The sequence below is a fragment of the Bradyrhizobium sp. 137 genome (assembly GCF_023074095.1).
Taxonomy (GTDB): domain Bacteria; phylum Pseudomonadota; class Alphaproteobacteria; order Rhizobiales; family Xanthobacteraceae; genus Bradyrhizobium.
This window is the reverse complement of record NZ_JADPKU010000026.1, coordinates 31,844-56,638: the sequence shown is the minus strand read 5'-3', so window position 1 is coordinate 56,638 and position 24,795 is coordinate 31,844. Positions and strand designations below refer to the sequence as shown.

Annotated in this window: 24 protein-coding genes; 14 read left to right on the top strand and 10 right to left on the bottom strand. The window is 64.5% G+C overall.

Annotation, left to right across the window (positions count from 1 at the left end):
* The first annotated feature begins 25 nt into the window (after nt 1-25).
* From livM to IVA78_RS04630, 4 genes are all read left to right on the top strand, one after another.
* Nucleotides 26-1,327 carry a high-affinity branched-chain amino acid ABC transporter permease LivM gene (gene livM, locus IVA78_RS04645; protein WP_247464666.1) on the top strand — a complete coding sequence of 434 codons (1,302 nt, stop codon included), beginning with the start codon at nt 26-28 and terminating at the stop codon, nt 1,325-1,327.
* The gene (locus IVA78_RS04640) at nt 1,324-2,157 is read left to right on the top strand and encodes an ATP-binding cassette domain-containing protein (RefSeq protein ID WP_247280724.1); all 834 of its coding nucleotides are present in this window, start codon (nt 1,324-1,326) and stop codon (nt 2,155-2,157) included. The genes livM and IVA78_RS04640 overlap by 4 nt, the downstream gene beginning before the upstream one ends.
* The gene (locus IVA78_RS04635; protein ID WP_247280723.1) at nt 2,154-2,897 is read left to right on the top strand and encodes an ABC transporter ATP-binding protein; all 744 of its coding nucleotides are present in this window, start codon (nt 2,154-2,156) and stop codon (nt 2,895-2,897) included. The genes IVA78_RS04640 and IVA78_RS04635 overlap by 4 nt, the downstream gene beginning before the upstream one ends.
* A gap of 173 nt (nt 2,898-3,070) precedes the next feature.
* Nucleotides 3,071-4,189: a branched-chain amino acid ABC transporter substrate-binding protein gene (locus IVA78_RS04630; protein ID WP_247280722.1), complete on the top strand. Its 1,119-nt coding sequence runs from the start codon at nt 3,071-3,073 to the stop codon at nt 4,187-4,189.
* A 76-nt stretch (nt 4,190-4,265) separates the two neighbouring features.
* Here the strand turns inward: IVA78_RS04630 and IVA78_RS04625 are convergent, their stop codons facing one another.
* A complete protein-coding gene (locus tag IVA78_RS04625; RefSeq protein ID WP_247280721.1) occupies nt 4,266-4,652 on the bottom strand; it encodes a response regulator in 387 nt (128 codons plus the stop codon).
* Between the two features lie 233 nt (nt 4,653-4,885).
* Between IVA78_RS04625 and IVA78_RS04620 the strand changes: the two genes are divergently transcribed.
* The 3 genes from IVA78_RS04620 to IVA78_RS04610 are packed head-to-tail and all read left to right on the top strand — an operon-like array spanning nt 4,886 to nt 9,041.
* Complete coding sequence (locus IVA78_RS04620) at nt 4,886-7,723, top strand: PAS domain S-box protein (RefSeq protein WP_247280720.1); 2,838 nt, start codon at nt 4,886-4,888, stop codon at nt 7,721-7,723.
* A 58-nt stretch (nt 7,724-7,781) separates the two neighbouring features.
* Nucleotides 7,782-8,792: a P1 family peptidase gene (locus IVA78_RS04615; RefSeq protein ID WP_247280719.1), complete on the top strand. Its 1,011-nt coding sequence runs from the start codon at nt 7,782-7,784 to the stop codon at nt 8,790-8,792.
* Nucleotides 8,793-8,828: 36 nt separating this feature from the next.
* On the top strand, nt 8,829-9,041 hold the full coding sequence (locus tag IVA78_RS04610; protein ID WP_247280718.1) for a KTSC domain-containing protein: 213 nt from the start codon (nt 8,829-8,831) through the stop codon (nt 9,039-9,041).
* Between the two features lie 112 nt (nt 9,042-9,153).
* On the opposite strand, the gene IVA78_RS04605 is transcribed toward IVA78_RS04610, so the two are convergent.
* Nucleotides 9,154-9,951: an EF-hand domain-containing protein gene (locus IVA78_RS04605; protein ID WP_247464619.1), complete on the bottom strand. Its 798-nt coding sequence runs from the start codon at nt 9,949-9,951 to the stop codon at nt 9,154-9,156.
* A gap of 252 nt (nt 9,952-10,203) precedes the next feature.
* Between IVA78_RS04605 and rpe the strand changes: the two genes are divergently transcribed.
* Complete coding sequence (gene rpe / locus IVA78_RS04600; RefSeq protein ID WP_247280716.1) at nt 10,204-10,905, top strand: ribulose-phosphate 3-epimerase; 702 nt, start codon at nt 10,204-10,206, stop codon at nt 10,903-10,905.
* Between the two features lie 262 nt (nt 10,906-11,167).
* Here the strand turns inward: rpe and IVA78_RS04595 are convergent, their stop codons facing one another.
* Nucleotides 11,168-11,353, bottom strand: a complete 186-nt coding sequence (locus IVA78_RS04595; RefSeq protein ID WP_247280715.1) for a hypothetical protein — start codon at nt 11,351-11,353, stop codon at nt 11,168-11,170.
* Between the two features lie 50 nt (nt 11,354-11,403).
* On the opposite strand from IVA78_RS04595, the gene IVA78_RS04590 reads away from it, so the two are divergent.
* Entirely contained in the window at nt 11,404-11,595 is a 192-nt protein-coding gene (locus tag IVA78_RS04590; protein ID WP_247280714.1) for a hypothetical protein, read from the top strand.
* Nucleotides 11,596-11,617: 22 nt separating this feature from the next.
* Here the strand turns inward: IVA78_RS04590 and IVA78_RS04585 are convergent, their stop codons facing one another.
* The 5 genes from IVA78_RS04585 to IVA78_RS04565 form a co-directional block, all read right to left on the bottom strand.
* Complete coding sequence (locus IVA78_RS04585; protein ID WP_247280713.1) at nt 11,618-13,057, bottom strand: bifunctional serine/threonine-protein kinase/universal stress protein; 1,440 nt, start codon at nt 13,055-13,057, stop codon at nt 11,618-11,620.
* A 5-nt stretch (nt 13,058-13,062) separates the two neighbouring features.
* Complete coding sequence (locus tag IVA78_RS04580; RefSeq protein ID WP_247280712.1) at nt 13,063-13,803, bottom strand: metallophosphoesterase family protein; 741 nt, start codon at nt 13,801-13,803, stop codon at nt 13,063-13,065.
* Between the two features lie 116 nt (nt 13,804-13,919).
* Entirely contained in the window at nt 13,920-14,525 is a 606-nt protein-coding gene (locus IVA78_RS04575) for a hypothetical protein (protein WP_247280711.1), read from the bottom strand.
* Nucleotides 14,518-15,189 carry a hypothetical protein gene (locus IVA78_RS04570; protein ID WP_247280710.1) on the bottom strand — a complete coding sequence of 224 codons (672 nt, stop codon included), beginning with the start codon at nt 15,187-15,189 and terminating at the stop codon, nt 14,518-14,520. Before IVA78_RS04570 ends, IVA78_RS04575 begins: the two co-directional genes overlap by 8 nt.
* Nucleotides 15,186-15,956 carry a MotA/TolQ/ExbB proton channel family protein gene (locus IVA78_RS04565; RefSeq protein ID WP_247280709.1) on the bottom strand — a complete coding sequence of 257 codons (771 nt, stop codon included), beginning with the start codon at nt 15,954-15,956 and terminating at the stop codon, nt 15,186-15,188. Before IVA78_RS04565 ends, IVA78_RS04570 begins: the two co-directional genes overlap by 4 nt.
* Before the next feature lie 214 nt (nt 15,957-16,170).
* On the opposite strand from IVA78_RS04565, the gene IVA78_RS04560 reads away from it, so the two are divergent.
* From IVA78_RS04560 to IVA78_RS04550, 3 genes are all read left to right on the top strand, one after another.
* Complete coding sequence (locus tag IVA78_RS04560; protein WP_247280708.1) at nt 16,171-17,541, top strand: histidine kinase; 1,371 nt, start codon at nt 16,171-16,173, stop codon at nt 17,539-17,541.
* Nucleotides 17,542-17,548: 7 nt separating this feature from the next.
* On the top strand, nt 17,549-18,202 hold the full coding sequence (locus tag IVA78_RS04555; RefSeq protein WP_247280707.1) for a response regulator transcription factor: 654 nt from the start codon (nt 17,549-17,551) through the stop codon (nt 18,200-18,202).
* A 104-nt stretch (nt 18,203-18,306) separates the two neighbouring features.
* On the top strand, nt 18,307-18,612 hold the full coding sequence (locus tag IVA78_RS04550; protein ID WP_247280706.1) for a hypothetical protein: 306 nt from the start codon (nt 18,307-18,309) through the stop codon (nt 18,610-18,612).
* Between the two features lie 33 nt (nt 18,613-18,645).
* Here IVA78_RS04550 and IVA78_RS04545 read toward each other — a convergent pair whose 3' ends face one another.
* Nucleotides 18,646-19,233 carry a TetR family transcriptional regulator gene (locus IVA78_RS04545; RefSeq protein WP_247280705.1) on the bottom strand — a complete coding sequence of 196 codons (588 nt, stop codon included), beginning with the start codon at nt 19,231-19,233 and terminating at the stop codon, nt 18,646-18,648.
* Between the two features lie 566 nt (nt 19,234-19,799).
* On the opposite strand from IVA78_RS04545, the gene purB reads away from it, so the two are divergent.
* Both purB and IVA78_RS04535 read left to right on the top strand, forming a co-directional pair.
* A complete protein-coding gene (purB, locus tag IVA78_RS04540) occupies nt 19,800-21,107 on the top strand; it encodes an adenylosuccinate lyase (RefSeq protein ID WP_247280704.1) in 1,308 nt (435 codons plus the stop codon).
* 147 nt (nt 21,108-21,254) lie between these two features.
* Nucleotides 21,255-22,424, top strand: a complete 1,170-nt coding sequence (locus IVA78_RS04535) for a M20 aminoacylase family protein (protein ID WP_247451541.1) — start codon at nt 21,255-21,257, stop codon at nt 22,422-22,424.
* Nucleotides 22,425-22,852: 428 nt separating this feature from the next.
* Here the strand turns inward: IVA78_RS04535 and IVA78_RS04530 are convergent, their stop codons facing one another.
* On the bottom strand, nt 22,853-24,658 hold the full coding sequence (locus tag IVA78_RS04530) for a caspase family protein (protein WP_247280702.1): 1,806 nt from the start codon (nt 24,656-24,658) through the stop codon (nt 22,853-22,855).
* Nucleotides 24,659-24,795: the final 137 nt, after the last annotated feature.

Sequence of the window (24,795 nt, the reverse complement as noted above, 5' to 3'; positions counted from 1 at the left end):
GGCCCGCGTGACAACTCCCTCGACCATGTCCGACCATCGCCCAGCAGGCATCTCCTACATTTTGAAGAAATCCTTCCTTAGCGCGCTAATCGCGCTGGTGCTGTTCTCGCTGATGGTCGGCGTGCGCACCGAGGCAGGATCCTCCGGCCAGCTCACCTATTGGACGCGATTCGGCGAGGTCGCCTCCCTCGTCGCCGTGGTGTTCGGCGGCTCGATCGTGATGGAGCTATTGCGGCAATGGATCGGCCCGAGCGGTGCCGAGAAGCTGGTACCTCCGGCGGTGCAGAGCGGCATATCCTTCATCGGCCGCTACCTCGCGCCGGCGCTCCTGATCTTCACGCTGCTGGTGCCCGTGATCTTCTATAACCAGCGCTACATCCTCGACCTCGCGATCCTCGTGCTCACCTATGTCATGCTGGGCTGGGGGTTGAACGTCGTGGTCGGCCTCGCCGGCCTGCTCGATCTCGGCTACGTCGCCTTCTATGCCGTCGGCGCCTATTCCTACGGGCTGCTCGCCACCAATTTCGGCTGGTCGTTCTGGATCTGCCTGCCGCTCGCCGGCATCCTCGCCGCATTCTGGGGCGTGCTGCTCGGCTTCCCCGTCCTGCGCCTGCGCGGCGACTATCTCGCGATCGTGACACTCGCCTTCGGCGAGATCATCCGCCTCGTCATCATCAATTGGCAGGAGCTCACCGGCGGTCCCAACGGCGTCTCGGGCATTCCCCGGCCCTCCTTCTTCGGCATCCCGCTCGACAACAGCGACGACGGGCTAGCTGCCAAGCTCGGCATCGAATATTCGCCGACCCACCGCATCGTCTTCCTGTTCTATCTGATCCTGGCGCTGGCGCTTCTCACCAACTGGGTCACGATTCGCCTGCGCCGCCTGCCGATCGGGCGGGCCTGGGAAGCCTTGCGCGAGGACGAGGTCGCCTGCCGCGCGCTCGGCATCAACACCACGACCACCAAGCTCACGGCATTTGCGACGGGCGCCATGTTCGGCGGCTTCGCCGGCGCGTTCTTCGCCACGCGCCAGGGCTTCATCAGCCCGGAATCCTTCACCTTCCAGGAATCGGCGCTGGTGCTCGCCATCGTCGTGCTCGGTGGCATGGGGTCGCAGCTCGGCGTTGCGCTCGCGGCGCTCGCCATGATCGGCGGCTTCGAGCTGTTCCGCAGCCTTGAGACTTACCGCATGCTGGTGTTCGGCATGGCGATGGTGCTCATCATGATCTGGCGGCCGCGCGGCCTGATCGGCCATCGCGCCCCCACCGTGTATCTGACCAAGGCGCATGCGATCTCCTCCGATCTCGTCAAGGAAGGGCACGGATGAGCCGCGACCAGATTCTCAGCGTCGACCGGCTCACGATGCGCTTCGGCGGCATCGTCGCCGTGCAGGACCTGTCGCTCTCGGCGGAGCGGAAGAAGATTACCGCATTGATCGGCCCGAACGGCGCCGGCAAGACCACCGTCTTCAACTGCATCACCGGCTTCTACAAGCCGAGCGGCGGCAGCATCCGCCTGAAGCATGACGACGGCAAGCTGATCGCACTGGAGAGCCTGAACGATTTCCGCATCGCCAAGCAGGCCAAGGTGGCGCGCACCTTTCAGAACATCCGCCTGTTTCCCGGCATGACCGCGCTGGAGAACCTGATGGTGGCGCAGCACAACGCGCTGATGCGCGCCTCCGGCTTCACCCTCCTCGGTCTCCTCGGCGTGCCCGCCTACCGCGACGCCGAAAAGCGCGCGATTGATCTCGCCACCGAGTGGCTACAACGGGTCAACCTGCTCGAGCGCGCCGACGACGCTGCCGGCAATTTCGCCTATGGCGACCAGCGCCGGCTCGAGATCGCCCGCGCGATGTGCACCGAGCCCGCGCTATTGTGCCTGGACGAGCCCGCCGCTGGCCTCAATGCACGCGAGAGCGCGGCCTTGAGCGAGCTCCTGCTCTCGATCCGCAACGAGCTCGGCACCTCGATCCTGCTGATCGAGCACGACATGTCGGTGGTGATGGAAATCTCCGACCACATCGTGGTGATGGACCATGGCGTCAAGATTGCGGAAGGCTCTCCGCGCGACGTCCGCGACGATCCCAAGGTGATCGCCGCCTATCTCGGCGCCGACGAGGACGAGGCGGTGGCCGTGATGGAGGGCGGGACGTGACGTCTGCGCCCAATCCCCTGCTCGCGATCCGCAGCCTTCGCGCCGCCTACGGCAAGATCGAGGCGCTGAAGGGCGTCGATGTCGAGATCAATGCCGGCGAGATCGTTGCCCTGATCGGCGCCAACGGCGCCGGCAAGTCGACGCTGATGATGACGATCTTCGGCAAGCCGCGCGCCCGTGCCGGCCAGATCCTGTACGAAGGCCGCGATATCACCGACGTTCCCACCCACGAGATCGCGCATTTGCGCATCGCGCAATCGCCGGAAGGCCGCCGCATCTTCCCGCGCATGAGCGTTGCGGAAAACCTTCAGATGGGAGCGGATGCCACCGAATGCACGGATGTGGAGCGCGAGGTGACGCTCCAGCGCGTGTTCACGCTGTTTCCGCGGCTAAAGGAACGCTATGCCCAGCGCGGTGGAACCCTGTCCGGTGGCGAGCAGCAGATGCTGGCAATTGGCCGCGCGCTGATGAGCCGCCCCCGCCTGCTCCTGCTCGACGAGCCCTCGCTCGGGTTGGCTCCGTTGATCGCCCGTCAGATTTTCGATGCGATCCGCACCCTGAACCGGCAGGATGGTCTGACCGTTCTGATCGTCGAGCAGAACGCCAACCATGCGCTCAAGCTCGCCCATCGCGGCTATGTCATGGTCAATGGCCTGATCACCTTGGCCGGGACCGGCGCCGAGTTGTTGCAGCGCCCCGAGATTCGCGCCGCCTACCTCGAAGGCGGCCGGCGCGGCTGACGCCCGCCGAAGCCGGACAAGGGCCGACCCACGTGCGGGCCGAATGTGGCGAGATATCTCCGCCGATGCCCGTATTTTGCCGGTGACTTCTCCTCAAATTCATTCGAGAATGGCGCCGGTTTGAACCGGGCAAGCCCGGCAACTTCCACAGGCGACCACCCGCGAGGTATCTCATGAAATCACTGAAGCTCATCGGCCTGGCATTCGGCGCATCGCTCGCGCTCTCGAGCGCGGCATTCGCGCAGGATGTCACCGTCGCAGTCGCAGGCCCGATGACCGGCGGCGAGTCCGCCTTCGGCCGCCAGATGAAGAATGGCGCCGAGATGGCCGTGGCCGACATCAACGCCGCCGGCGGTCTCAACGGCAAGAAGCTGGCCCTGTCCGTCGAGGACGACGCTTGCGATCCGAAGCAGGCGCGCTCGATCGCCGAGAAGATCGCCGGCGCGAAAATCCCGTTCGTGGCCGGGCATTATTGCTCGTCCTCGTCGATTCCCGCTTCGGAGGCCTATGCCGACGGCAACGTGCTCCAGATCACGCCGGCCTCGACCAACCCGCTGTTCACCGAGCGCAAGCTCTGGAACGTGGCGCGCGTCTGCGGCCGCGACGACCAGCAAGGCCTGATCGCGGCGCAATACATCGCCAAGAATTACAAGGGCAAGAACATCGCGATCCTCAACGACAAGACCACCTACGGCAAGGGTCTTGCCGACGAGACCAAGAAGGCGCTCAACAAGGCCGGCATCACCGAGAAGATGTACGAGTCCTACAACAAGGGTGACAAAGACTTCAACGCCATCGTCTCGCGCCTGAAGCGTGACAACATCGATCTCGTCTATGTCGGCGGCTATCATCAGGAGAGCGGCCTGATCCTGCGTCAGATGCGCGATCAGGGCCTCAAGACCGTGCTAATGGCCGGCGACGCGCTCGCCGACAAGGAGTACGCCTCCATCACCGGTCCGGCCGGCGAAGGCACGCTGTTCACCTTCGGCCCCGATCCGCGCAATAAGCCGACGGCGAAGAAGATCGTCGAGGCGTTCAAGGCCAAGGGCATCGATCCCGAGGGCTATACGCTCTACACCTACGCGGCGATGCAGGTCTGGTCGCAGGCGGCCAAGAAGGCCGGCACCACCGACGCCAAGAAGGTCATGGAGACGATCAAGGCCGGCAAGTGGGACACCGTGATCGGCCCGATCGAGTATGACGCCAAGGGCGACATCAAGCAGATCGACTACGTCGTCTACAAATGGGATGCCAAGGGCGGTTACGTCGAGATCAGGGGCAACGGCACCTAACCCCGCTAGAGTGGCCTCAGACCGACCAATCATCACCACGCCCCGGCTCGCCCCGGGGCGTTCTTCTTGCGTGAGGTCAGACCGCGGCCGGCAGCTCGCCGCTCGGCGCCGCCTCGGCCTTTCGCAGAGCTTGCAGGAGATCATTCGGTCGAAACGGCTTTTGCAGGCAGACCACATTGGCGAGGTGGGGCGATTGGTCCATGAAATCGAGCGTCGTCATTCCGGACACCGCAATGACGGGGAGCGCAGGCGCGCGCTCGCGCAGGGCCGCGATGACATCCAGGCCGTTGGTATCACCGAGGAAGATGTCGACGATCGCCCCGTCAAAGGGGCTTTCCGCGAAGGCTTTCAGCCCCGCCGCACCGCTTTTGGCCTCCACGACCTCGAAACCATTGACCCGAAGCACGATCGCGACCATCGCGCGGACGTCCTTTTGGTCGTCGATGACGAGAACGCGGGGCATGGGACAACTCTCGATATCGAAATCAGATCGCCTGATTTAAACCTGGAACCCGCCGCGGCGGAGGGGCATTATGACACCGTCCAGTAAAGCCCATCTTACCGATCCCTGCTCCGCGTTCTCACCAGAATTAAGTAAGCTGTAACCGTCGGTTGAGTCGTAAGCCGGTTCCGTTCACGATGAGCGCCAGAACCCGCTACCATGAACGGGCTCGCAGTCGAATGAGACTAGCGGAGATGCTCAAGACCCTGCTGAAGACCGACCAGCTCAAAATCGACCTGCGAGAGGTGGACGTGCCTGCAACGATCGACCGAAGCACATTTCTTTCGACCCTGCCGGCCACCTCGACCGACCGCGCTGCGGCATTGACGATTGTCGGCGTGTCCTCGATCCTGTTCGCAGCGGCTGTACCCTTCGCGGGTATCCCGCTACTGCCGGTCCCCGCCTTCGTCGCGAGTTACCAATCGGCGCTCGCCATCAGCGACATCGTCACGGCAGTGCTGCTGCTCTCGCAATTCGCAGTCTTGCGGACTCGTGCATTGCTATGGCTCGCGACCGGTTATCTCTTCACCGCCGCAGCGGCACTGGTCCATGCCCTCACCTTCCCCGGCCTGTTCACACCGACCGGGCTCTTCGGCGCGGGCCGGCAAACCACGGTCTGGCTCTACATGATCTGGCACGGCGTCTTCCCGCTATGCGTGCTGGGCTATGCCTGGCTGAAGGAAAAGGACGGAGGCTCCCGGCTCCGGGGTGCGACGAGCAGTGCGATCTATGCCTGCGTGCTCGGAATCATCGTCGCGATGGCCGTCTGCACCTGGATCGTCACCGCGCAACACGATCTGTTGCCGGTCCTGCTGCGCGACGGCCACTACACGCCGACCATGATCGGCGTCGTGTCCTTCGTGTGGTCGCTGAGTTTTGCCGCGCTTGTCTCGCTCTGGTTCCGCAGACCGCATACGGTCATCGACGTCTGGCTCATGGTCGTCATGTGCGCCTGGCTGTTCGACATCGCGCTGTCGGCGATCGTCAACGTCGCGCGCTTCGACCTCGGCTTCTATGCCGGCCGGCTCTACGGCCTCGCCGCAGCGACCTTCGTGCTCGCGGTGCTCCTCATCGAGAATGTCCGTCTTCAGGCGCACACGATGGGCCTCGTCGGCAGGTTGCGCCAGCAATCGGCTTCGGAACGCGACTATTACGGCAAGCGCCTCGCGCTATATGGCGCGGTGATCGAGTCCTCCAACGACGCCATCATCACGAAAACGCTCGACGGCATCATCACCGGCTGGAACAAGGCCGCCGAGCATCTGTTCGGCTATTCCGCTGCGGAAGCCGTCGGCCAGCCAATCGACATCATCGTGCCGCCGGACCGCAAGGGCGAAGTCAGGAGCATCCTCAACCGGGTCGCCAGCAACGAGTCGATCGCCCAGCACGAGACGGTCCGCATCCGAAAAGACGGACGCCCACTCGACGTCGTCCTGAATATCTCTCCCCTGCGCACAGATCAGGGCGAGATCATCGGCGCCTCCAAGATCGCCCACGACATTACCGAAGAGAAGCAGGCGAGAGAGAAGCTTCGCCGCGAGACTGAAGAACGCCAGCGCATCTTCGAGACATCGCAGGACCTGATCCTGGTCACCGACGGCTATGGCAATTTCGTCCAGGTCAGCCCGAGCGTGAAGAACATTCTCGGCTACAGCCCCGAGGACATGGTCGGGCACAGCGCGACCGAGTTCATCCATCCTGACGATCTGGAGAAGACGCGGAGCGAGATGCGCGCAGCCCGGCGTGGCGCGGTCAAGCGCAGCTTCGAGGCGCGCTACTACCATTACGACGGTCACGAGGTCACGCTGAACTGGATGGGCACCTGGTCGGAGCCGGTGAAACGCCATTTCTTCATCGGCCGCGATCTCACCGACAAGCAGGCGGCCGAGGCCCAGCTCCGGCAGGTCCAGAAGATGGATTCGATCGGCCAGTTGACCGGCGGCGTCGCTCACGACTTCAACAACGTGCTGACCGTCATCACGGGCACGATCGGCATTCTCAGCGACGCCGTCGCCGACAGGCCGGAGCTTGCCGCCATCACCAAGTTGATCGACGATGCGGCTGAACGCGGCGCGCAACTGACCAAGCACCTGCTCGCCTTCGCACGCAAGCAGCCGCTCCAGCCGCGCGAGATCGACGTTAATGCACTGGTGCTCGAAGCTGCCAAGCTGCTGCATCCGACCCTGGGCGAGCAGATCACGATCTTGCCGCAGCTCACCGAGGACGCCTGGCCCGCGCTGGTCGATCCGGGCCAGCTCTCCACCGCGATCCTGAATCTCGCATTGAACGCGCGCGATGCCATGCCCGACGGCGGCACCTTGGTGCTGGAGACGCGCAACATCTTCCTCGACGACGGCTATGCCAGTATGAATCCCGACGTGGTCGCCGGCAATTACGTGATGATCGCCGTCAGCGACACCGGCACCGGAATTCCGCCGGACCTGATCGACCGGGTATTCGATCCCTTCTTCACCACCAAGGAGGTTGGCAAGGGCACCGGCCTGGGCTTGAGCATGGTGTTCGGCTTCGTCAAGCAGTCGGGCGGCCACATCAAAATCTACAGCGAGCAAGGCCACGGCACGAGCGTGAAGATCTACCTGCCGCGCTCGACCGGGGTGCAGGAGACCGCGTTCGAGGCGCTCCAGAATGCGCCGATCGCCGGCGGCAATGAGAAGATCCTGATCGTCGAGGACGACGCCCTGGTGCGGCAATATGTTGTGACGCAGGTCAGGAGCCTCGGCTATACCGCGCTCGAGGCCGCCAACGGCGCCGAGGCCCTCACCATTATCGACAACGACAAGACCATCGACCTGCTTTTCACCGACATCATCATGCCAGGCAACATGAACGGCCGCCAGCTTGCCGACGAAGCGCAGAAGCGCCGCCCCGACCTGAAGACGCTATTCACCTCGGGCTACACCGAGAACGCCATCGTCCATCACGGCCGGCTCGATTCCGGCGTGCTGCTGCTGGCCAAGCCCTACCGCAAATCCGAGCTCGCCAAGATGCTCAGGGCGGCCCTCGCCAGTTGAGCCTGCGACGTCTCTGCGCTATCGCAGAGGCGAACTCCTCTCAGCTCGCGAGGCCAGTTTGAAGAATCTCCTCACCGACGTTGCCGGCGTCCGCGTCGGCCATGCCGAAGACGCAAAAGTCGCCTCTGGCGCGACCGCGGTCATCTTCGATTCTCCCGCGATCGCCGCGATCGACGTTCGCGGCGGCGGACCCGGCACACGCGAGGACGCATTGCTCGATCTTGCCAACACCGTCGAGCGCATCGACGCCATCGCGCTGTCGGGCGGTTCCGCCTTTGGCCTCGATACCGGCGGCGGCGTGCAGGCCTGGCTCGCCGAGCAGGGCCGCGGCCACCGGGTTCGCGAAGCGCTGATCCCGATCGTGCCGGGCGCGATCCTGTTCGATCTCCTCAACGGCGGCGACAAGGCCTGGGGACGCTTCTCGCCCTATCGCGAGCTCGGCTACGCCGCGGCAGCCGCCGCTGGCACGGACTTCGCGCTCGGCAGCGTCGGCGCCGGCCTCGGTGCCACCACCGCAACGTTCAAGGGCGGGCTGGGCTCGGCCTCGGCGCTGACGCCCGACGGTGTCAAGGTCGCGGCGATCGTCGCCGTCAACGCGGTGGGCAGCGTCACCGTCGGCAACGGACCGTGGTTCTGGGCGGCGCCGTTCGAGGTGGACGGCGAATTCGGCGGACGCGGCCTGCCGGACAAGTTCACCGACGACATGCTCCGCATGCGCATCAAGGGCGGTCCTGCCGCGAGCGCGCGCGAAAACACCACGATCGGCGTCGTCGTCACCGACGCGGTGCTGACCAAGCCCCAGGCCAAGCGGCTGGCGATGATCGCGCATACCGGCTTTGCCCGCGCGATCTATCCGGTGCATGCGCCGACCGACGGCGACGTGCTGTTCGCCGCCGCGACCTGCGTGAAGCCGATCGAGCCGCTGGTCGGCCTCACCGAACTCGGCACGGTCGCAGCCAACGTGGTCGCGCGTGCCATCGCCCGCGGCGTTTACGGCGCGACGGCCCTGCCGTTCGCCGGGGCGCAGCCGGCGTGGAACGATCGCTTCGGAGAGCAACGAAACGCCTGACATGGCGTTATTCCGACGGAGCCAAGGTGCACCGTCATGCCGTCGTCAGTGATCCGCTTCTTTCGCTATGCGCCCGATACGCGTGAGCTGAAGGTGACTTTCGTCAGCGGTCGCCTGTATGTCTACGAGGACGTTCCGGCCGAGGTCGCGGCCGCGTTCAGTCAGGCCCGCTCAAAGGGATCGTTCTTCAACCGCGAAATCCGCGATCGGTATGCCTATCGTGACACTACCCACGACTACGTAGGCTAAAGCGCGATGAGATCAGGATGAACGTCATTGCGCTTTGGGTTATTGGTTGAGCATGATCTATTCGGACAACCGCTGCACGCTTTCCCAGATCATGCTGTAGCCTGGATCCCGCTCACACGCTCATTGACGTCGAAGAAGCGGTGGACGCGGCCTGCGCCTGGCGCTGCATCATCTGCCCGAACCAGTCATACGGCGAATTGCCGCCACTATTCGCGGTTGACGAGCGGGACGCGCCAGGGACCGTCGTCGACATCTTGAAGCCGTCCGCATAGGTGACGGTGGTGATGGTCGAGCCATCGGCATTGGTCGTCGTCGTCGAGGTCGATCCTCTGCTTGCCTTCGAGGATTCCGATCCGCCGCCTGCCGCATCGCCCGATCCGCCGGCGCTTTGCGCCTGATGGCGGCCATGGCCGCTCGTCAGCGCCTTCGTCATTTCGCCGAGGTTGATGCTGTCATCCGAATTCGCATCCATCTTCGAGAACAGGTCATCGGCCTGTGCGAGATTGGTGCCGCCGGCACTGAGCGCGTCCTCGAACTCGGCCTTCGTGATCTTGCCGTCGCCGTCCGCATCGATCTGCGAGAACAGATCTTTCAGCGCCGCCTGCCGGCCCTTCGAGGTCGAGGGCGCCGATGAGGTCGAACTGGTCGCGCCGCTCGCACCATCGGTCGACTGACTCTGCGCGGCGAGCAGCGCCGTCATGGTCGCCGGCGCGATCTGTGGCGGACTGCCTGAGCCGACCAACGAGGACGTCATGCTGCTGCTGTCGATCGCGAACGGGTTGGTCGCGCCTTGCGGAGATCCGGTCTTATGCGTCGATCCGGCCTTCTGCGTTGCCGATGACGACTTCGAGTTCGTCAACGACTGGATCGCGTCGAGCGCACTCGATACCGCGCCAAGGGCAAACAACATTGCACAACTCCAACCCGATGCGGCATGCCGCGGCCAATGTTCCGAACGACGTCAGCAAGCGTCGTGCCAGCGTCAAAAGCTCAACAAAATCCGCCTTCGCTGCGCCTTGCACAGCCCGGGAACACCGGCAATTCGTGCCGGTCGCGGCAGAAATTTCCGCCCACAGGAAGCAGCCTCCCCCTGCATTGCCCGCCGCAGAGGCCCATGTTAGGCGAGGCCATTCTTCTTCGGCCGCCACCCGGAAAACGCGCCATGACCCAAGCTTTCGCCCCCCGTCCCCTGGCCATCGCGCCCTCGATCCTCGCCTCGGACTTCTCAAGGCTCGGCGAGGAGGTGCGCGCGGTGGACGCGGCAGGCGCCGACTGGATCCATCTCGATGTGATGGATGGACACTTCGTTCCCAACATCTCCTACGGTCCCGAGGTCATCAAGGCGATGCGCCCGCATACGAAGAAGATCTTCGACGCGCACCTGATGATCTCGCCCTGCGACCCCTATCTTGAGGCTTTCGCGAAAGCCGGCTGCGACCACATCACGGTGCATGCGGAGGCAGGTCCCCATCTGCACCGTTCGCTCCAGGCCATTCGCGGCCTCGGCAAGAAGGCGGGCGTGTCGCTCAACCCGGGCACGCCGATCAGCGCGCTCGAATACGTCCTCGACCTGGTCGATCTCGTGCTGGTGATGTCGGTCAATCCCGGCTTCGGCGGCCAGGCCTTCATCCCCTCCGCGATCGGCAAGATCCGCGACATCCGCGCGATGATTGCGGGACGCCCGATCGACATCGAGGTCGATGGCGGTGTCGGTCCTGACGTTGCCGGCCCGCTTGCGGCCGCCGGCGCCAACGCCTTCGTCGCCGGCACCTCCGTGTTCAGGGGCGGCACGCAGGAGGCCTACAAGACCAACATCGCTGCCATCCGCAACGCAGCCGCAGGCGCACGCGGCGAAGCGATTTGAGCTGGATCGGGAGTCCGCAAACCTGCAGCTCCCAAGTGTTGCGGCGCGCAATGCCTAAACGGAATCTTGATCCGTACTCATCCGGACTTCCCTGATTCGCGCAAATCACCGCAAGTGACTCCTGCCTGCTTTTGACGGGAGCACATCATGACGACGACCCTGGTTTGGACTGGCGTAGCGTTGTGGTTTGGATTGAATGCTGCGATTGCAGCTCGCAGCCTCTACATGGCGCGACCGGTGAAGGCCGCATCCTCTGCCCGCATCATTCACCTTCAGCGTCGCCGGGGGTGATGCCATGCAGCTCGCACTCGTGAAACGTCAGCCGAAGCGCAGGTGCCGTATTCCACGGCGACCGCATCCGAATCTCGACTACTTCTTCGGCCGCCTCGAACGCGCCGATCGCACGCGGAACGACGATGCCGGGCCCAGCAATGCGGACGTCGACCATTCGTTTGCCTCGCAGCGCCGACACTGAGATTTCCTTTTCCGGACCGCCCCATGAGACCGCATTGCCCGAACTGCCTGAAGGAAATGACCAAGGCATCCGCGTCGCGTAACCTGTTCAATTGCGAGCCCTGCCGCGAGATCATCCAGTATTTCGGCGGCAGCGCGGATCACGGCGAGGCTGACCCGCAATTCTCCTGGCCCATCCGCCGTAAGCACGCGGCTCACACGGCCCACGCGGCCTGATCCGCCGTTTGTAGGCGCAGCCCTATCCGGCCGCCTCGCCGTCATCCGCTTCAGCCACATCCCCCGCCATCCGCGGCGGCCGCACAATGGTGACGGTGCAGCTCGCCTCCGAGGCCACCTTGGCCGAGACGCTGCCGAGCAAGGTGCGCCTGAACGAGCCTTGCCGCGCGCCGATGATGACATGGTCGACATGGTTGACCTCGGCGAACTCCAGGATGGCAGCGGCGGGATCGACGGCCTCCAGCACATGGACCGACAACCGGCTCTCGTCCAGCTTGAGCGGCGCCGCCCAATGCCGGAGCGCCACCAGGCGGTCGATATGCTTGTTGGAGCCCTGCTCGTCGAGCGTCCGGTCGATCGCGATGCGATTGAGCTTGAGCACGTTGAGGCAGGCCAGCCGCGCCGAGGGCAGCGTGGCGAGAATGCGCTCGGTCGTCACGCGCAGTGCCTCGTTCAGCTCCGGTGCGCCCTCCACAGTGTCGAGCGCGATCGCAAGAATTGGGCTCGACGCGATCTGCGCCGCGACATCCGATTTCGCTCGTGGCTGCATGACGCCCTGATTGAAGCGGCGCCGCCACGCCACGCCGAGGGAATCACGCTTCAGCCGTTCCGCGCGCGCGGTGAGCTTGACCTGGTCCGGATGGGTGAGATCGAAGGCGAGCTGGGACGCCGTCGGATAACGCCACACCGGCTCGATCTCGAGGCAGCGCAGCACCACCTCCTGCAGCCAGGGCGGATAGCCGGCGCGCAATGCGCGCGGCGGATAGGGATCGCGCCACAGCCGGCGCCGCATCGCGCGCAACGTTTCACCCTCGCCGAAGGGACGCTCGCCCGTGGTGAAGAAATAGAGCAGCACGCCGAGCGAGAAGAGGTCACTGCGCGGATCGTCGCGCACGCCTAACAGCCGCTCCGGCGCCATGTAGGGCGCGGTCCCGTAAGGCAGACGAAATTCTTCCTGCAACAGGTCAGGCAGATGGTTGTGGTGCGACAAGCCGTAGTCGATCAGCACGGCCTCGCCACTGCCGCGGAACATGATGCTGCTCGGCTTGATGTCGTGATGAATCACGTTCTGCCGATGCAGGTCGGCGAGCGCGGTCGCGATCTTCGCCACGAGCTGCCGCGCCTCGTCATAAGGCAGCGGCAAGTCCGGCAGTCGCTTGTAGAGCGTCGCCCCGGGGATACGCTCGATCACGACATAGGCCTGATGCGCGAAATCCCCGGTGCCGAAGCAGGCCGGCACGTGCGGGCCTGCAACCCGCGGCAGGATCATCATCTCCATCTCGAACGAGACGATCGCCGCGGGATCCTCACCCTCCGACACCCGCGGGATCTTCATCAGCAAAGGCATGTCGATGCCGGGATGGGTGACGGTCCACAACGTCGCCATGCCGCCAGCATGAACGCATTCACCGATGGTGAAACCGTCGATTTCCGCACCTGCTTTGACCAGGGATTTCGGCATCACCGTCAGCGCCCCTGCGACAGCCGGTCGGCCAGCCAATGCGGCAGGCCGTTGTCGCGGATCCTGCCGGCCGCGGTCGCGACGTCATAGGGCGCGCGGCAATAGGTGATCTGGCACGAGACCGTGTCGAACAGCACGAAGGACGCGGACGGATCGCCGTCGCGGGGCTGGCCGACCGAGCCGAGCACGGCAAGCCATTGCCGCCCACGCAGGAGCTGCACGGAGACATCGGTCTTCGGCACGAAGCTCGTCATCTTCGCCGTCACCGACATCGAATAGAGCGCAGGTCTGTGGATGTGGCCGCAGAAGGTGATATGCGCGGGTGTCGCGATCAGGCTCTTGGCCGCATCCGCCGTCGACCGGACATAGTGCCAGCGCTGCGGGCTGGAGGCTTCCGAATGCACGAACAGGCGACCGTCGTCCTCCATCAGCATCGGCAATTCGGCCAAAAACCGACGCTGCGCCCTGTCGAGCCGGCCGCGAGTCCATTCGATCGCAACCTGCGCCTCGGCGTTCATGGTCTCAGCCGAGGAATTGACCGCCTGGTCGTGATTGCCGCGCACGGCGATGGCGCCGCGGGCAACGAGCTCCATCGCAGTGTCCACGACCCATTCCGGATCGGCGCCATAGCCGACGAAATCACCGAGCAGGATGAAGCGCTCCGCGCCTTTCGCGCGGGCCATCTTCAGGCACGCCTCGAACGCCTGCCGGTTGCCGTGGATATCCGAGAAGACAGCTAGGAGCACGCACCCTCCACCCTCAAAATCTTATCTGAAGCCGATAAGGCCAAATTGAGGGACGTCAAGAACATGCGCCGGCGCGTGCCGGTTTTCCAGCGGGCCGCTGCCGCGATGGTGAAGGGCTATTGCTCGTCCTTTGGCGGCATCCGCGGCGGCGGCAGCGGCGTGAACACGACGCCCTGCGCGCCGGCCGGCGGGGCGTTGAACTCGCCGGTCGAAGAATCGCCGCCGCTGGTCTCCAAGATCGTCTTCGGCGTCACATATTCCCGCACCATGTCGATCAGGCTGCCGTCACCGCCGCCGAAATCGGCGGCGCGCCCGCCCTGCGGATGCCCAGCCGCGATCTCGTTCTGCGCCGCATGGGTCTTGTCGGCCAGCCTGTCGTCATAGGGCACCCGGAAGGCGCGCGGAATGCCGCTCGGCCGATTGTCCTCATCGAGCGCCTCGACCCAGAGATAGATCGAGCCGGGATCGCCCTCCAACGAATGCGGCTCGACGATGCGGGCCTGGAGCAGCTTGAAGGCGGTCGGCATCCGGTCGGAGCTGGCCCAGCCGAGCAGTCCGCGCATTTCGGTAAAGCTGACGACATAGAAGGCGCTGGTGATGACGACGGCCGTCGCCTTCAGGACCCAGTGCAGCCGCGCATAGACCAGCACGACCAGCAGCAGCGCACCGATCACCGCATAGGCGACCGACAAAGTGAGGATGACCGTTTGCAGATTACTCACGGCGCACCCTCACCCGGGTCTTCGGATCGACATCGGCGCCGTTGCGCCAGCTGCTGCGGAACGTCTCCAATAGCGATTTCGGCCGCTGGTCGACATTGACGACCTTGCCTTCGGCATCGAGCCGGAACCGGACCGCGGTCTTCTCGTCGCCGGTGTGATCGAGCGTGAACTTGTTGTCGAAGACCACCTGCGCAGTCGGATTGAGCTTCTGCACCTTCACGTTGGCCGTCACGGGCTCGCCGGTCGTCGCCACGAAATGCGAGACGTTGACGGTGTATTCGCCGGCGACGATGCCCCGCACCGTGACAATCTCCTCGCGGATGGGCGAGGCGATCTTCTTGCCGGCGACGATGATGAAGTCGTTGGCCCCGCCGCGGTCGTCGCGATCAAGCGTGAGAAAGCCGGCCTCGCGGTGGCGATACCAGGCGATGTTGCCGGCGGGGTCCTGCACGAACAGGTCGAGATCATCGGGGTGGTTGTCCGGCCAGTCCAGCGTGATCATGAACTCGGCCTTGGAGTCGATCTTGCCCTCCTTGGCGTCCGGGGAGACCGCGAGCAGCGCCAGAAAGAACAGGAAGGCGATCACCTGGAGCGCCTTGAACAGCATCACGCCGAGCGGATCGAACGGCTCCTCGCGCGGATAGAGACCGAAATCATCCATCATGACGGCGTTCCAGCACCCTTGCGCTCCAGGACCGGCGTCACATAGGTCTCGGTCAGCACCACCGCGTCCGAGAACACCCGCTGGGTGGCGGCATCCAGCATGTAGTACTGGATGCGGACCAGGATCGAGCCGACGAGGCCGGCCAGCGTCGTGTACATCGCCACTGCCATGCCGTCGCTCATCAGCCCCATCGAGGACCGCATCGCGGCCTTGTCGGCGGCATCCAGGCCCGCGATCGGCGCCAGCATGATGATGAAGCCGATGATGGTGCCGAGCAGGCCGAGCTTCATCAGCGTGTCCGAGACGAAGGCGCCAAAACCGTTGGAGCCGCGCAGCCGGTCGGCGAGCGTCCGCAGCAGCAGCGTCTGGTCGACCGGCCGGTAGCCTTGCGCAGCGGCCTTGGTCACGAGGCTCTCGATGTGGTCGCGCACCAGGCCGCGCGGAAGCGCTGTTGCGCTAGCGTCGAGCGCCTTGCTGCCGCCGGCGGCCGACAGCACCGCCCGGCAGCGCCGTGCCGCTGCTCCCTCCCGCGCGATCGCCCGCGTCCGCAGGAAGCAGTGGCCGCAGGTAACGACGTAAAGCAGCGCGATCACGCTCGAAATGTAGGTGCGGTCCGAGGTCAGCATCAGGTGGATCAGGCCGAAGCGCCACAACAGCACGACGGCGAAGATCGAGAGCCCGGTGAAGATCATCCAGAACAGCAGCGCGCTGCGCTCGGTCGGGTCGGCAGCGTGGCCCGCGATCGGCCCAATCGTCATCGAACTCATGCTGCACTGCTCCTGGCTTGCGACGATTGGCCGAGAAAGATTGGCCTAGAAGGATTCTTTGGCCGATTAGATCAAAGCCGCCGCGCCAGGTCCAAAGAGCCATGCCCAATCCGGCTTGGGAAATTTGCCCGAGCTGCCATCCTGCCGTTCCCCGCAATTGGCAAGGCGCGGCGGCGTTGTTAGGCTGAGCTTACCAAAGGTTGGGGGTGATCGCATGCGCCTCGTGCTTCAGCTCGTCGCCCGTCTGCTGCTCATCGTGGCGCTGTGCCTGGGAGCAGCGACGGTATGGGCGACGTTCGACGCCTATCGCAGCGTCGACCGAGCGACCGCGGCTTCCGCACAAAGGGTCGCGCAGGCGCTTCAGGCGCTATATTGGCGCGAGCTCTTGTTGCGCAGCAGCAGAGCACGCGAACATCTGTTGCCGGTTCCGGACTGGCGTTCGCTGGAGACAATGAAGCTGATCTCGCCCGGCGTCTGCGTCGAGTTCCAGCCGGCCGCGGCGTTCGAGAAGCCGCTCTGCGGCCAGAGCCAAGGCATCGGCAAGACGCCGCCGCACTGGTTCGCATCGATCGTGCCGACCTTCCTCGGCAGCCATGCCGAGGTGGTGCGGCCCGTCAGTCCGCGCGCAGCGGCCGCCGGCACGGTGGTTGCAACCCCGGACGCCGCCGCCGCGATCTCGCTCGCCTGGGAGTACATCCTCAACGTGATCGACGTCGCGCTCTTGATGGCGGCGGCAATCGCGCTGCTGGCTTCGCTCGCCATCGCGCACGCGCTGGCGCCGGCACGCACCATCGTCACCGCGTTGCAGCGTATGGCGCGCGGCCAGTATCGCACGAAGCTGCCGCGCTTCCGTTCGATGGAGCTTGCGATGATCGGCAGCGCCGTCGATGCGCTCGGCGGCCGGCTGGAGGAAGCGACCGAGCAGCGCGCGGCGCTGACCCGGCGGCTGATCGAGATCCGCGACGACGAACGCCGCGCGCTCGCCCGGGAGCTGCACGACGAATTCGGACAAAATCTCTCCGCCATCCTCGCCTTCGCCAACACCATCGAGACGGCGAGCGCGAAGCATGACAGGGATAAAGGCATCGCGCAGGATGCGCGGATGATCTCACAGGCCACCCATCATCTGATGGCCTCGCTGCGCGATGCGCTGAAGCGGCTGCGCAATCCCCTGCCCGAGGAGCTCGGGCTCGAGGCAAGTCTCGTGAATTTGGTAGATAGCTGGCGTTCGCAGAGCGCGGCGCGACCGACAATCCAGCTCGACCTCAGGGGCGATCTTACCGATATCAGCGGCCCGGCGGCCATCACCGCCTATCGCGTGGCGCAGGAATGCCTGACCAACGCCCTGCGCCACAGCTCCGCGCGCGAGATCTCGCTACGCGTTGAGCGGCGCGCGGGCGAGCACGACGCGCTCCTGATCCGGGTCGAAGACGACGGCGGCGGCGATGCCAAGCGCGTCGCGCAATCGGCCGGATTCGGCCTCACCGGCATCCGCGAACGCCTTTCAGCCGCCGGTGGATCGCTGTCGATCCTGCCTGCGAACCGCGGCCTCAGCGTGGCCGCCACCATCCCGCTCGCCGCATGAGGCCGACGTGAATGATATCGCGGCAACAGGCATCTCCGTGCTATTGGTCGACGACCACCCGATCGTGCGGCAGGGCTACCGGCGTGTGCTGGAAAGCCAGGGCGATCTTCGTGTCGTCGCGGAAGCCGACAATGCTGCGGACGCCTATGGCGCCTTCAAGGCGCATGACCCCGACGTGGTCGTGCTGGATATCTCGATGCCCGGCGCGAGCGGGCTGGAAGCGATCCGCAACATCCGCGCGCGCAGCCCGCGGGCGCGCATTCTCATCTTCACGATGCACAACGAAGCCGTGCTGGTGAAAGCCGCCTTCGGCGCCGGCGCCTCTGGCTTCGTCACCAAGAGCAGCGAGCCGTCCGCCATCGTGAATGCGATCCGCAGCGTGGCGCGCGGCGAGCGCGCCATGAGCGACGACATCGCGCATATTCTCGCCGAGGACAGCCTATCGCCGACGGGTTCAGCGCTGGATCAGCTGGGCGAGCGGGAGATCGAGATCCTGCGCCAATTCGCCGGCGGCGCTACCACCGAGCAGATTGCAACGCATCTCAATCTCAGTGTGAAAACAGTCCAGAACTACCATTATTTGATCAAATCAAAGACCGGCGCACGCACGGATGCACAGCTCGTGCGGCTCGCAGCAACGTGCGGGCTGACGAGGATCTAGCAGCAAAGCTGCCGCACTCCGTCTTGAAGCTCGCCAATCTGCCGAACGAAATTGGAACGGAGCCCATCCGGCTCCGGTTAGTACGGCAGAAGGAGTAAACGGTCATGAGTAAGGGTCATCACAACGCAGTCGACCATCCCCCGATCATCACAGTAGGCGAGCTCATCGACGAACTCTGCCGTCTGCCGGACACCGCCGTCGTCCACTTCCGCTGCCCCATGCTCGATCAGGAGCTAACCTTCTACCGCCTGCGCAAGCGGTCAAAGGATGCTGTCGAAATCGCGGTCAATGCATACCCTGAAAGTCCCCCGGTGGTGCCATCGTCCGAGCCGAACTTCCATGCGCGGAAACGCTCGGCTTCGGCGCCCCCGGCCCGCAATGGTAGCTTTCTTCACAAGGCGAGAGGTTGATGGCCCTCGCGCCAATTGGGCAGGTGGCGTGGCCTAACCCGCCTTCAATCCGCGCAGCAGTAGCGCCAGCGTTGCATCGACCCGCGCGGAAAGATCGGCGTCCTTCCACTCGTCGGCATGGGCCGGATGGTGGAAGCGGACGGTGGCATCGAAAATGGCGCGCGCGGTCGTCTTGACGTCGTCCACCTCGAATACGCCCTGCTTGATGCCGTCGGCCAGGATCGCCGCGATCTGGTCGATCATGGTGTCCTTGTGACATTTGACGGCTGCGCAGGCCTCGCGCGCCAGCGTCAGATAAGTCTGGAACATCTCGGGGTCGTCGAGGACGCGCGAACGCTTGGCGGCGAACAGCGTGCGCAGCCAGCGGCCGAGCCTATCAGGCGCGGGGCCCTGCTCCTCGGCAATCGCGCGCAACGGCGCGTCGATGCGGTCGAGCCAGCGTTTGGCAACGGCTTCGCGCAGCGAGGCCTTGCTCGGGAAATGGCGGTAGACGCTGCCGTGGCTCACATCGAGCGCACGGGCAACGTCGACCACGGTGGCCTTGGCAAGTCCGAAGCGCCTGAGCACGTCCTCGGTGACTTCGAGGATCCGCTCCGGCGTCAAGACAACAGCTTCATTCATGCCAGCACCATTGTTCCCGTTCAGGGCTCAGTTACCCGGCAGTAGGGCTGTTTCCGAAGCGCCCTCGCCGGTCGTTTCGGAAAGCCTATGCCTTAATGAGGCAGTTTTGCAGCCTGCGCCGCGATCTGGCGCGCCACCAGCAAATTGAGCCAATGCCCAATCATGCCGGTGAAATTGAGGATTTCGGTCGTCATGTCTTAAGTCTCCATTCGTCCGCTTTCCCCGTTCTTCAATCGGCCCTCCGATCCGAGCTTGCTTCGGATGTCGGGCTCCCCGGGGCTTGTCGCGGGACGCCCAATCGGAGCGTCCGGAGACGGATATACACATCTCGCTGACAGATTTCAATATCTGTCAGTCAATGATCCGTGATTGATAGCTGATCTTTGGTCCAGCGCGTGGCTGGCTCCGCCCACCGGTGGATAGTTACCCCGCACCCCCGGCCGCGGGCCCGGATCGTTTGTTTCGCCCTCCCCGCTCTGCTAAATCGCGGCGTAAAAAGCATTTTGGCCGGTGCCCACGCCCCCAGCATCCCCAGGGGCGTCCCGCCCACCTCTTGGAGCCGTCAGATGATCCCCCGCTATACCCGCCCGGAAATGGCCTCGATCTGGGAGCCGCAAACCCGGTTCAAGATCTGGTTTGAGATCGAGGCGCATGCGGCGGACGCGCTCGCCGAGCTCGGCACCATCCCGAAGGAAGCTGCCAAGACGGTCTGGGCCAAGGCCAAGGATGCTATTTTCGACGTCGGCCGCATCGACGAGATCGAGCGCGAGACCAAGCACGACGTCATCGCCTTTCTCACCCACCTTGCCGAGATCGTCGGTCCCGAGGCGCGCTTCGTGCACCAGGGCATGACCTCCTCCGACGTGCTCGACACCTGCCTCAACGTCCAGCTCACTCGCGCCGCCGACCTGCTGCTCGCCGACATCGACAAGGTGCTGGCCGCCCTGAAGAAGCGCGCCTTCGAGCATAAGATGACGCCGACCATCGGCCGCAGCCATGGCATCCACGCCGAGCCCGTCACCTTCGGCCTCAAGCTCGCTTATGCCTATGCCGAATTTACGCGCGCGAAGGAACGTCTGGTCTCGGCGCGAAAGGAGGTCGCGACCTGCGCCATCTCCGGCGCCGTCGGCACATTTGCGCAAATCGATCCCCGCGTCGAAGAGCATGTGGCCAAGGCCATGGGCCTCGTGCCGGAGCCGATCTCGACCCAGGTGATCCCGCGCGATCGCCACGCGATGTATTTCTCGACCCTCGGCGTGATCGCCTCTTCCATCGAGCGCATCGCCGTGGAGATCCGCCACATGCAGCGTACCGAGGTGCTGGAGGCCGAAGAGTTCTTCTCGGAGGGGCAGAAGGGCTCGTCCGCGATGCCCCACAAGCGCAATCCGGTGCTGTCGGAAAACCTCACTGGCCTGTCGCGCATGGTGCGAGCCTATGTGACGCCGGCACTGGAGAACGTCGTGCTCTGGCACGAGCGCGACATCTCGCACTCTTCCGCCGAGCGCATGATGGGCCCGGACGCGACGGTGACCCTCGACTTCGCGCTGGTGCGCCTCGCCGGCCTGATCGACAAGCTCTTGGTGTACCCCGCCAACATGCAGAAGAATCTCGACCGCCTCGGCGGCCTCGTGCACTCCCAGCGCGTGCTGCTGGCCTTGACGCAGAAGGGCGCCAGCCGCGAGGATTCCTACAAGCTCGTGCAGCGCAACGCGATGCCGGTATGGCGCGGTGAAGGCGACTTCCTTCAGCTGCTGAAGAAGGACACTGAGGTGAAGAAGTATCTTACCGACGCCGAGATCGAGGAGCAGTTCGACCTCGGCTATCACCTCAAGCACGTCGACACGATCTTCAAGCGCGTGTTCGGGCAGAGCTGAATTTTCTTCGTCATTCCGGGGCACACGAAGCGTGAGCCCGGAATCTCGCGCTACAATCTCCAGATTCTCTGGTGCACAAATGCGCACCATAGCTCGATGCTTCGCATCCCCCCGGAAAGACAAGAACCCACAAGAAACGGATCCCCCATGCCCATCGTCAACCGCATCGCCGCCCTGTCCGACGAAATGGCCGCCTGGCGCCATGACTTCCACGAGAATCCGGAGCTGCTCTACGAAGTCCACCGCACCGCCGGCATCGTCGCCGACAAGCTGCGCGAATTCGGCTGCGACGAGGTGGTGACGGGCATCGGCCGCACCGGCGTGGTCGGCGTGATCCGCGGCCGCAAGTCGGCATCCGGCAAGACCATCGGCCTGCGCGCCGACATGGACGCGCTGCCGATCATGGAGACCTCCGGCGTGCCCTACGCCTCCAAGGTCCCGGGCAAGATGCACGCCTGCGGACATGACGGCCACACCGCCATGCTTCTCGGCGCTGCCAAATATCTCGCCGAGGCGCGCAATTTCGACGGCACGGCCGTGTTGATCTTCCAGCCGGCCGAGGAAGGCGGCGGCGGTGGCAGGGCCATGGTCGAGGACGGGCTGATGACGCGCTGGAACATCCAGGAGGTCTACGGCATGCACAACATGCCGAACCTGCCCGAAGGTCATTTCGCAACCACCCCTGGCGCGATGCTCGCCTCGTCCGACAACATCCAGATCACCGTCCACGGCAAGGGCGGCCACGCCGGCGCGGGTCCGCACAAATCGATCGACAGCGTGCTGATCGGCTCGCAGATCGTGGGTGCGCTACAATCGATCGTCGCGCGCAACGTCGATCCGCTGAAATCGGCCGTCATCTCGATCACGCAATTCCACGCCGGCACGGCCTTCAACATCATCCCGGAGGTCGCCGAGCTCGCGGGCACCGTGCGCACGCTCGATCCTGAAGTGCGCGATCTCGTCGAGCGCCGCATCGGCGAAGTCGCCGACAGCGTCGCCCGCGCCTATGGCGGCTCGGCCGAGACGAAGTACACGCGGATGTATCCGGTGACGATGAACCACGCACGCGAGGCCGGCATTGCCGCCGACGTCGCCCGCGACATCGTCGGCACCGAGCGCGTCAACGACAAGTTCATTCCGATGATGGGCGCCGAAGATTTCTCGTTCATGCTGGAAGCCCGCCCCGGCGCGATGATCCTGGTCGGCATGGGCGACGGCAACGAGTGCCACCACCCGGCCTATGTCTTCAACGACAACATTTTGGGCCACGGCGCCTCGTTCTGGGCCCGGCTGATCGAGACGCGGATGCCGGCGTAGAGTCTGTAGTGGACTAGCCGAAGGCGTAACCCACCATTTTTCTGTCGACGCGGACGTAAAGTGGTCGGCTACACTTGCTAACTCACCCGACTCAATCGCAGACGTCTCTCGTCCGGCCAACCATCACTGAACTCGCATCAGCGGTGCTAGCGCGCTCCATTCTGCATCCGTTCCCGACAAGCCGGCAGCATTGCAAAAGATCTGGCCAGATGTATGCGGCTTGGACGGTGTCGCCTCAACCTGGGCGCGCTCGGCAACGAGCCTCACCTTCTCCTGCTTGGCCGCCTTCGCCTTTTGCTCGGCTGCGGCACGCGTGTCTTCCGGCAGTGCTCTTCAGCACATCATCGCGCACGAAGCCAAACGCTTTGCGCAGGTCCAGGCCGAGAGCTCTAAGCGCGACGAGTACGCTCGAAATGAACGCTTGATCATCAGTTGCATATTTCGGCAGGTATTTTAGACGCCGGATTGGAAGGATGATTGGCCGTCCCGAGCCGGCACCCTTTGGCAATCGGCCTGCACCCGGCCGCGTTGCAGATCACCTGACCAGATGCCTGCGGCGCTGAGGGCGCGGCTTCCGTTTGTTTTCGGTCCCGATCCCGCCTCTTCGAATCCTCGCGCGTCGCAACCGGCTTCTTCTCCGGGATCTTCTCGCACTCATTGTCGTCACCGACGCGATAGCCGGCACGGCAGGTGATCTTCACGCATTGGTCGCCGTCGGCCTTGAAGCCGAAATTGCACACCAGCGGGCAGACGCGCCCCGGCTTCGCCTTCAACGCATCGAGTGCGTCGCTGCTTGCGAGCTTCACGTCGAACTGGGTGCCGGCATATTTGTTGAACAGCGTCAGCGAGCGCTGCGCGGCCGAAGTCCACTCGCCCTCTGCAGCCGAGGTGAGGCAGCCGACGCGGCGCAGTTCGCTCTGAACCGATTTGGCGAGCTCAGCTGCGGATAACGTCGAGGTCGGTGCAGGCGAGAGCGCGGCCACCTTCTGGTTCTCAACTTCGGGAATCTGCCGGTCGGTCGCCGGCTTTGCGGCCTGCTCCGCTTTCTCTGCCGCCTGCTTTGCAGCGAGTTCGGCCCTAGCTTTCTCCGCTGCTTGCTTCTCGGCCAATGCCTTCGCCGCCGCCGCTTCGGCCACCTTGCGCTGCTGCTCGGCGGCCTCGGCCCTCGCCTGCTCGATCTGCTTCTGCTTCTCGGCCGCGATCCGCGCCTCTTCGGCGGCCTTGGCCGCCGCGGCCGCCTTCTCCTGCTCGGCCTTCTGGGCGCGCTCGGCAACGAGCCTCGCCTTCTCCTGCTCGGCGGCCTTTGCCTTCTGTTCGGCCCCCGCGCGCGTCTCCTCGGCGGCGATCTTGTTCAACTGCCCCTTGGCCAGGTTGGCGTAGAAGCCCTCCGGATACGCCGCCAGAAACGCTTCCCAGCCGTCCCGCGTGCCGAGTTGGAGCGCCAGCTCGTAATCCCTGCGAACGGCCTCCTGCGGGTTGGCCTGCGGACCAGTCGCGGCCGGCTTGACCGCGACCAACGGCACGTCGTCGCCGCCGAGCGAGCCGTAGACATAGGGCTCCTGCTTGTAGCCGGTCGCTTTCAAAACGTCGTCGCGCACGAAGCCGAAGGCCTTGCGCAGATCAAGACCCGGCTTCGGCAGGTGCTCGACCAGCGCGGCGGCGAACGGGCTGTTTCGGGAATCGCCATCCGATGCCGTCGATCCTGCCTTGGCGGCGAATGCAATCATCGTATTCGGGCTGGTGGGCTCGACCTTGGCGAGGCCGCGCCCGACCGCGCGCGAGGCCAGCGTGCGCTTCATCGTCTTCGCAAACGGATTGTCCCGGCACGCGTCCAGGATGATCAGCCGCAGCTGCTTGGCCGGTTCGACCGCGAACAATGCCCGCTCGACCGGAATGGTCTCATCGAGAACGTCACCATCCGTCTCCAGCGTGGCGTCGGTCGGGATGAGATAGTTGTTGCCGTCGAGCTCGATACCATGGCCGGCGTAATAGATCACCGCCATCTCCGCATCACGCGACCTGCCGGCAAATTCGCGCAGCATGCGCCGCATCTCGCTGGCGCTGAGATCGAGCCTGACGTCGACAGAATCGAAGCCGGCCTTCTTGAACATGCCGCCGACCAGGGTGGCGTCGTTCACGGGATTGCCGAGCTTCGGAGCGCTCTTGTAGGCGGAATTGCCGATGACGAGCGCGACCCGCCGGTCGGCGTGTGCCGGTCCGCACGCAAGGCTCATCGCCAATATCAACAATGCAAATAGCCGAAACGGAATCACTTGCGTCCCCCCGGATGCAATTCCCTGAGACTATTCGGTAGCGTCGCCGATTGCTAATTCTTCCTATGTGATACCGGTCACATAGAGGTCCTCAAACA

Excerpts from the sequence above, each read along its gene's own strand:
- livM (WP_247464666.1), top strand. The coding sequence starts at position 26 with ATGTCCGACCATCGCCCAGCAGGCATCTCCTACATTTTGAAGAAATCC.
- IVA78_RS04640 (WP_247280724.1), top strand. The coding sequence starts at position 1,324 with ATGAGCCGCGACCAGATTCTCAGCGTCGACCGGCTCACGATGCGCTTC.
- IVA78_RS04630 (WP_247280722.1), top strand. The coding sequence starts at position 3,071 with ATGAAATCACTGAAGCTCATCGGCCTGGCATTCGGCGCATCGCTCGCG.
- IVA78_RS04625 (WP_247280721.1), bottom strand. The coding sequence starts at position 4,652 with ATGCCCCGCGTTCTCGTCATCGACGACCAAAAGGACGTCCGCGCGATG.
- IVA78_RS04620 (WP_247280720.1), top strand. The coding sequence starts at position 4,886 with ATGCTCAAGACCCTGCTGAAGACCGACCAGCTCAAAATCGACCTGCGA.
- IVA78_RS04610 (WP_247280718.1), top strand. The coding sequence starts at position 8,829 with ATGCCGTCGTCAGTGATCCGCTTCTTTCGCTATGCGCCCGATACGCGT.
- IVA78_RS04605 (WP_247464619.1), bottom strand. The coding sequence starts at position 9,951 with ATGTTGTTTGCCCTTGGCGCGGTATCGAGTGCGCTCGACGCGATCCAG.
- rpe (WP_247280716.1), top strand. The coding sequence starts at position 10,204 with ATGACCCAAGCTTTCGCCCCCCGTCCCCTGGCCATCGCGCCCTCGATC.
- IVA78_RS04595 (WP_247280715.1), bottom strand. The coding sequence starts at position 11,353 with ATGGTCGACGTCCGCATTGCTGGGCCCGGCATCGTCGTTCCGCGTGCG.
- IVA78_RS04590 (WP_247280714.1), top strand. The coding sequence starts at position 11,404 with ATGAGACCGCATTGCCCGAACTGCCTGAAGGAAATGACCAAGGCATCC.
- IVA78_RS04585 (WP_247280713.1), bottom strand. The coding sequence starts at position 13,057 with ATGCCGAAATCCCTGGTCAAAGCAGGTGCGGAAATCGACGGTTTCACC.
- IVA78_RS04570 (WP_247280710.1), bottom strand. The coding sequence starts at position 15,189 with ATGATGGATGATTTCGGTCTCTATCCGCGCGAGGAGCCGTTCGATCCG.
- IVA78_RS04565 (WP_247280709.1), bottom strand. The coding sequence starts at position 15,956 with ATGAGTTCGATGACGATTGGGCCGATCGCGGGCCACGCTGCCGACCCG.
- IVA78_RS04560 (WP_247280708.1), top strand. The coding sequence starts at position 16,171 with ATGCGCCTCGTGCTTCAGCTCGTCGCCCGTCTGCTGCTCATCGTGGCG.
- IVA78_RS04550 (WP_247280706.1), top strand. The coding sequence starts at position 18,307 with ATGAGTAAGGGTCATCACAACGCAGTCGACCATCCCCCGATCATCACA.
- IVA78_RS04545 (WP_247280705.1), bottom strand. The coding sequence starts at position 19,233 with ATGAATGAAGCTGTTGTCTTGACGCCGGAGCGGATCCTCGAAGTCACC.
- purB (WP_247280704.1), top strand. The coding sequence starts at position 19,800 with ATGATCCCCCGCTATACCCGCCCGGAAATGGCCTCGATCTGGGAGCCG.
- IVA78_RS04535 (WP_247451541.1), top strand. The coding sequence starts at position 21,255 with ATGCCCATCGTCAACCGCATCGCCGCCCTGTCCGACGAAATGGCCGCC.
- IVA78_RS04530 (WP_247280702.1), bottom strand. The coding sequence starts at position 24,658 with ATGAGCCTTGCGTGCGGACCGGCACACGCCGACCGGCGGGTCGCGCTC.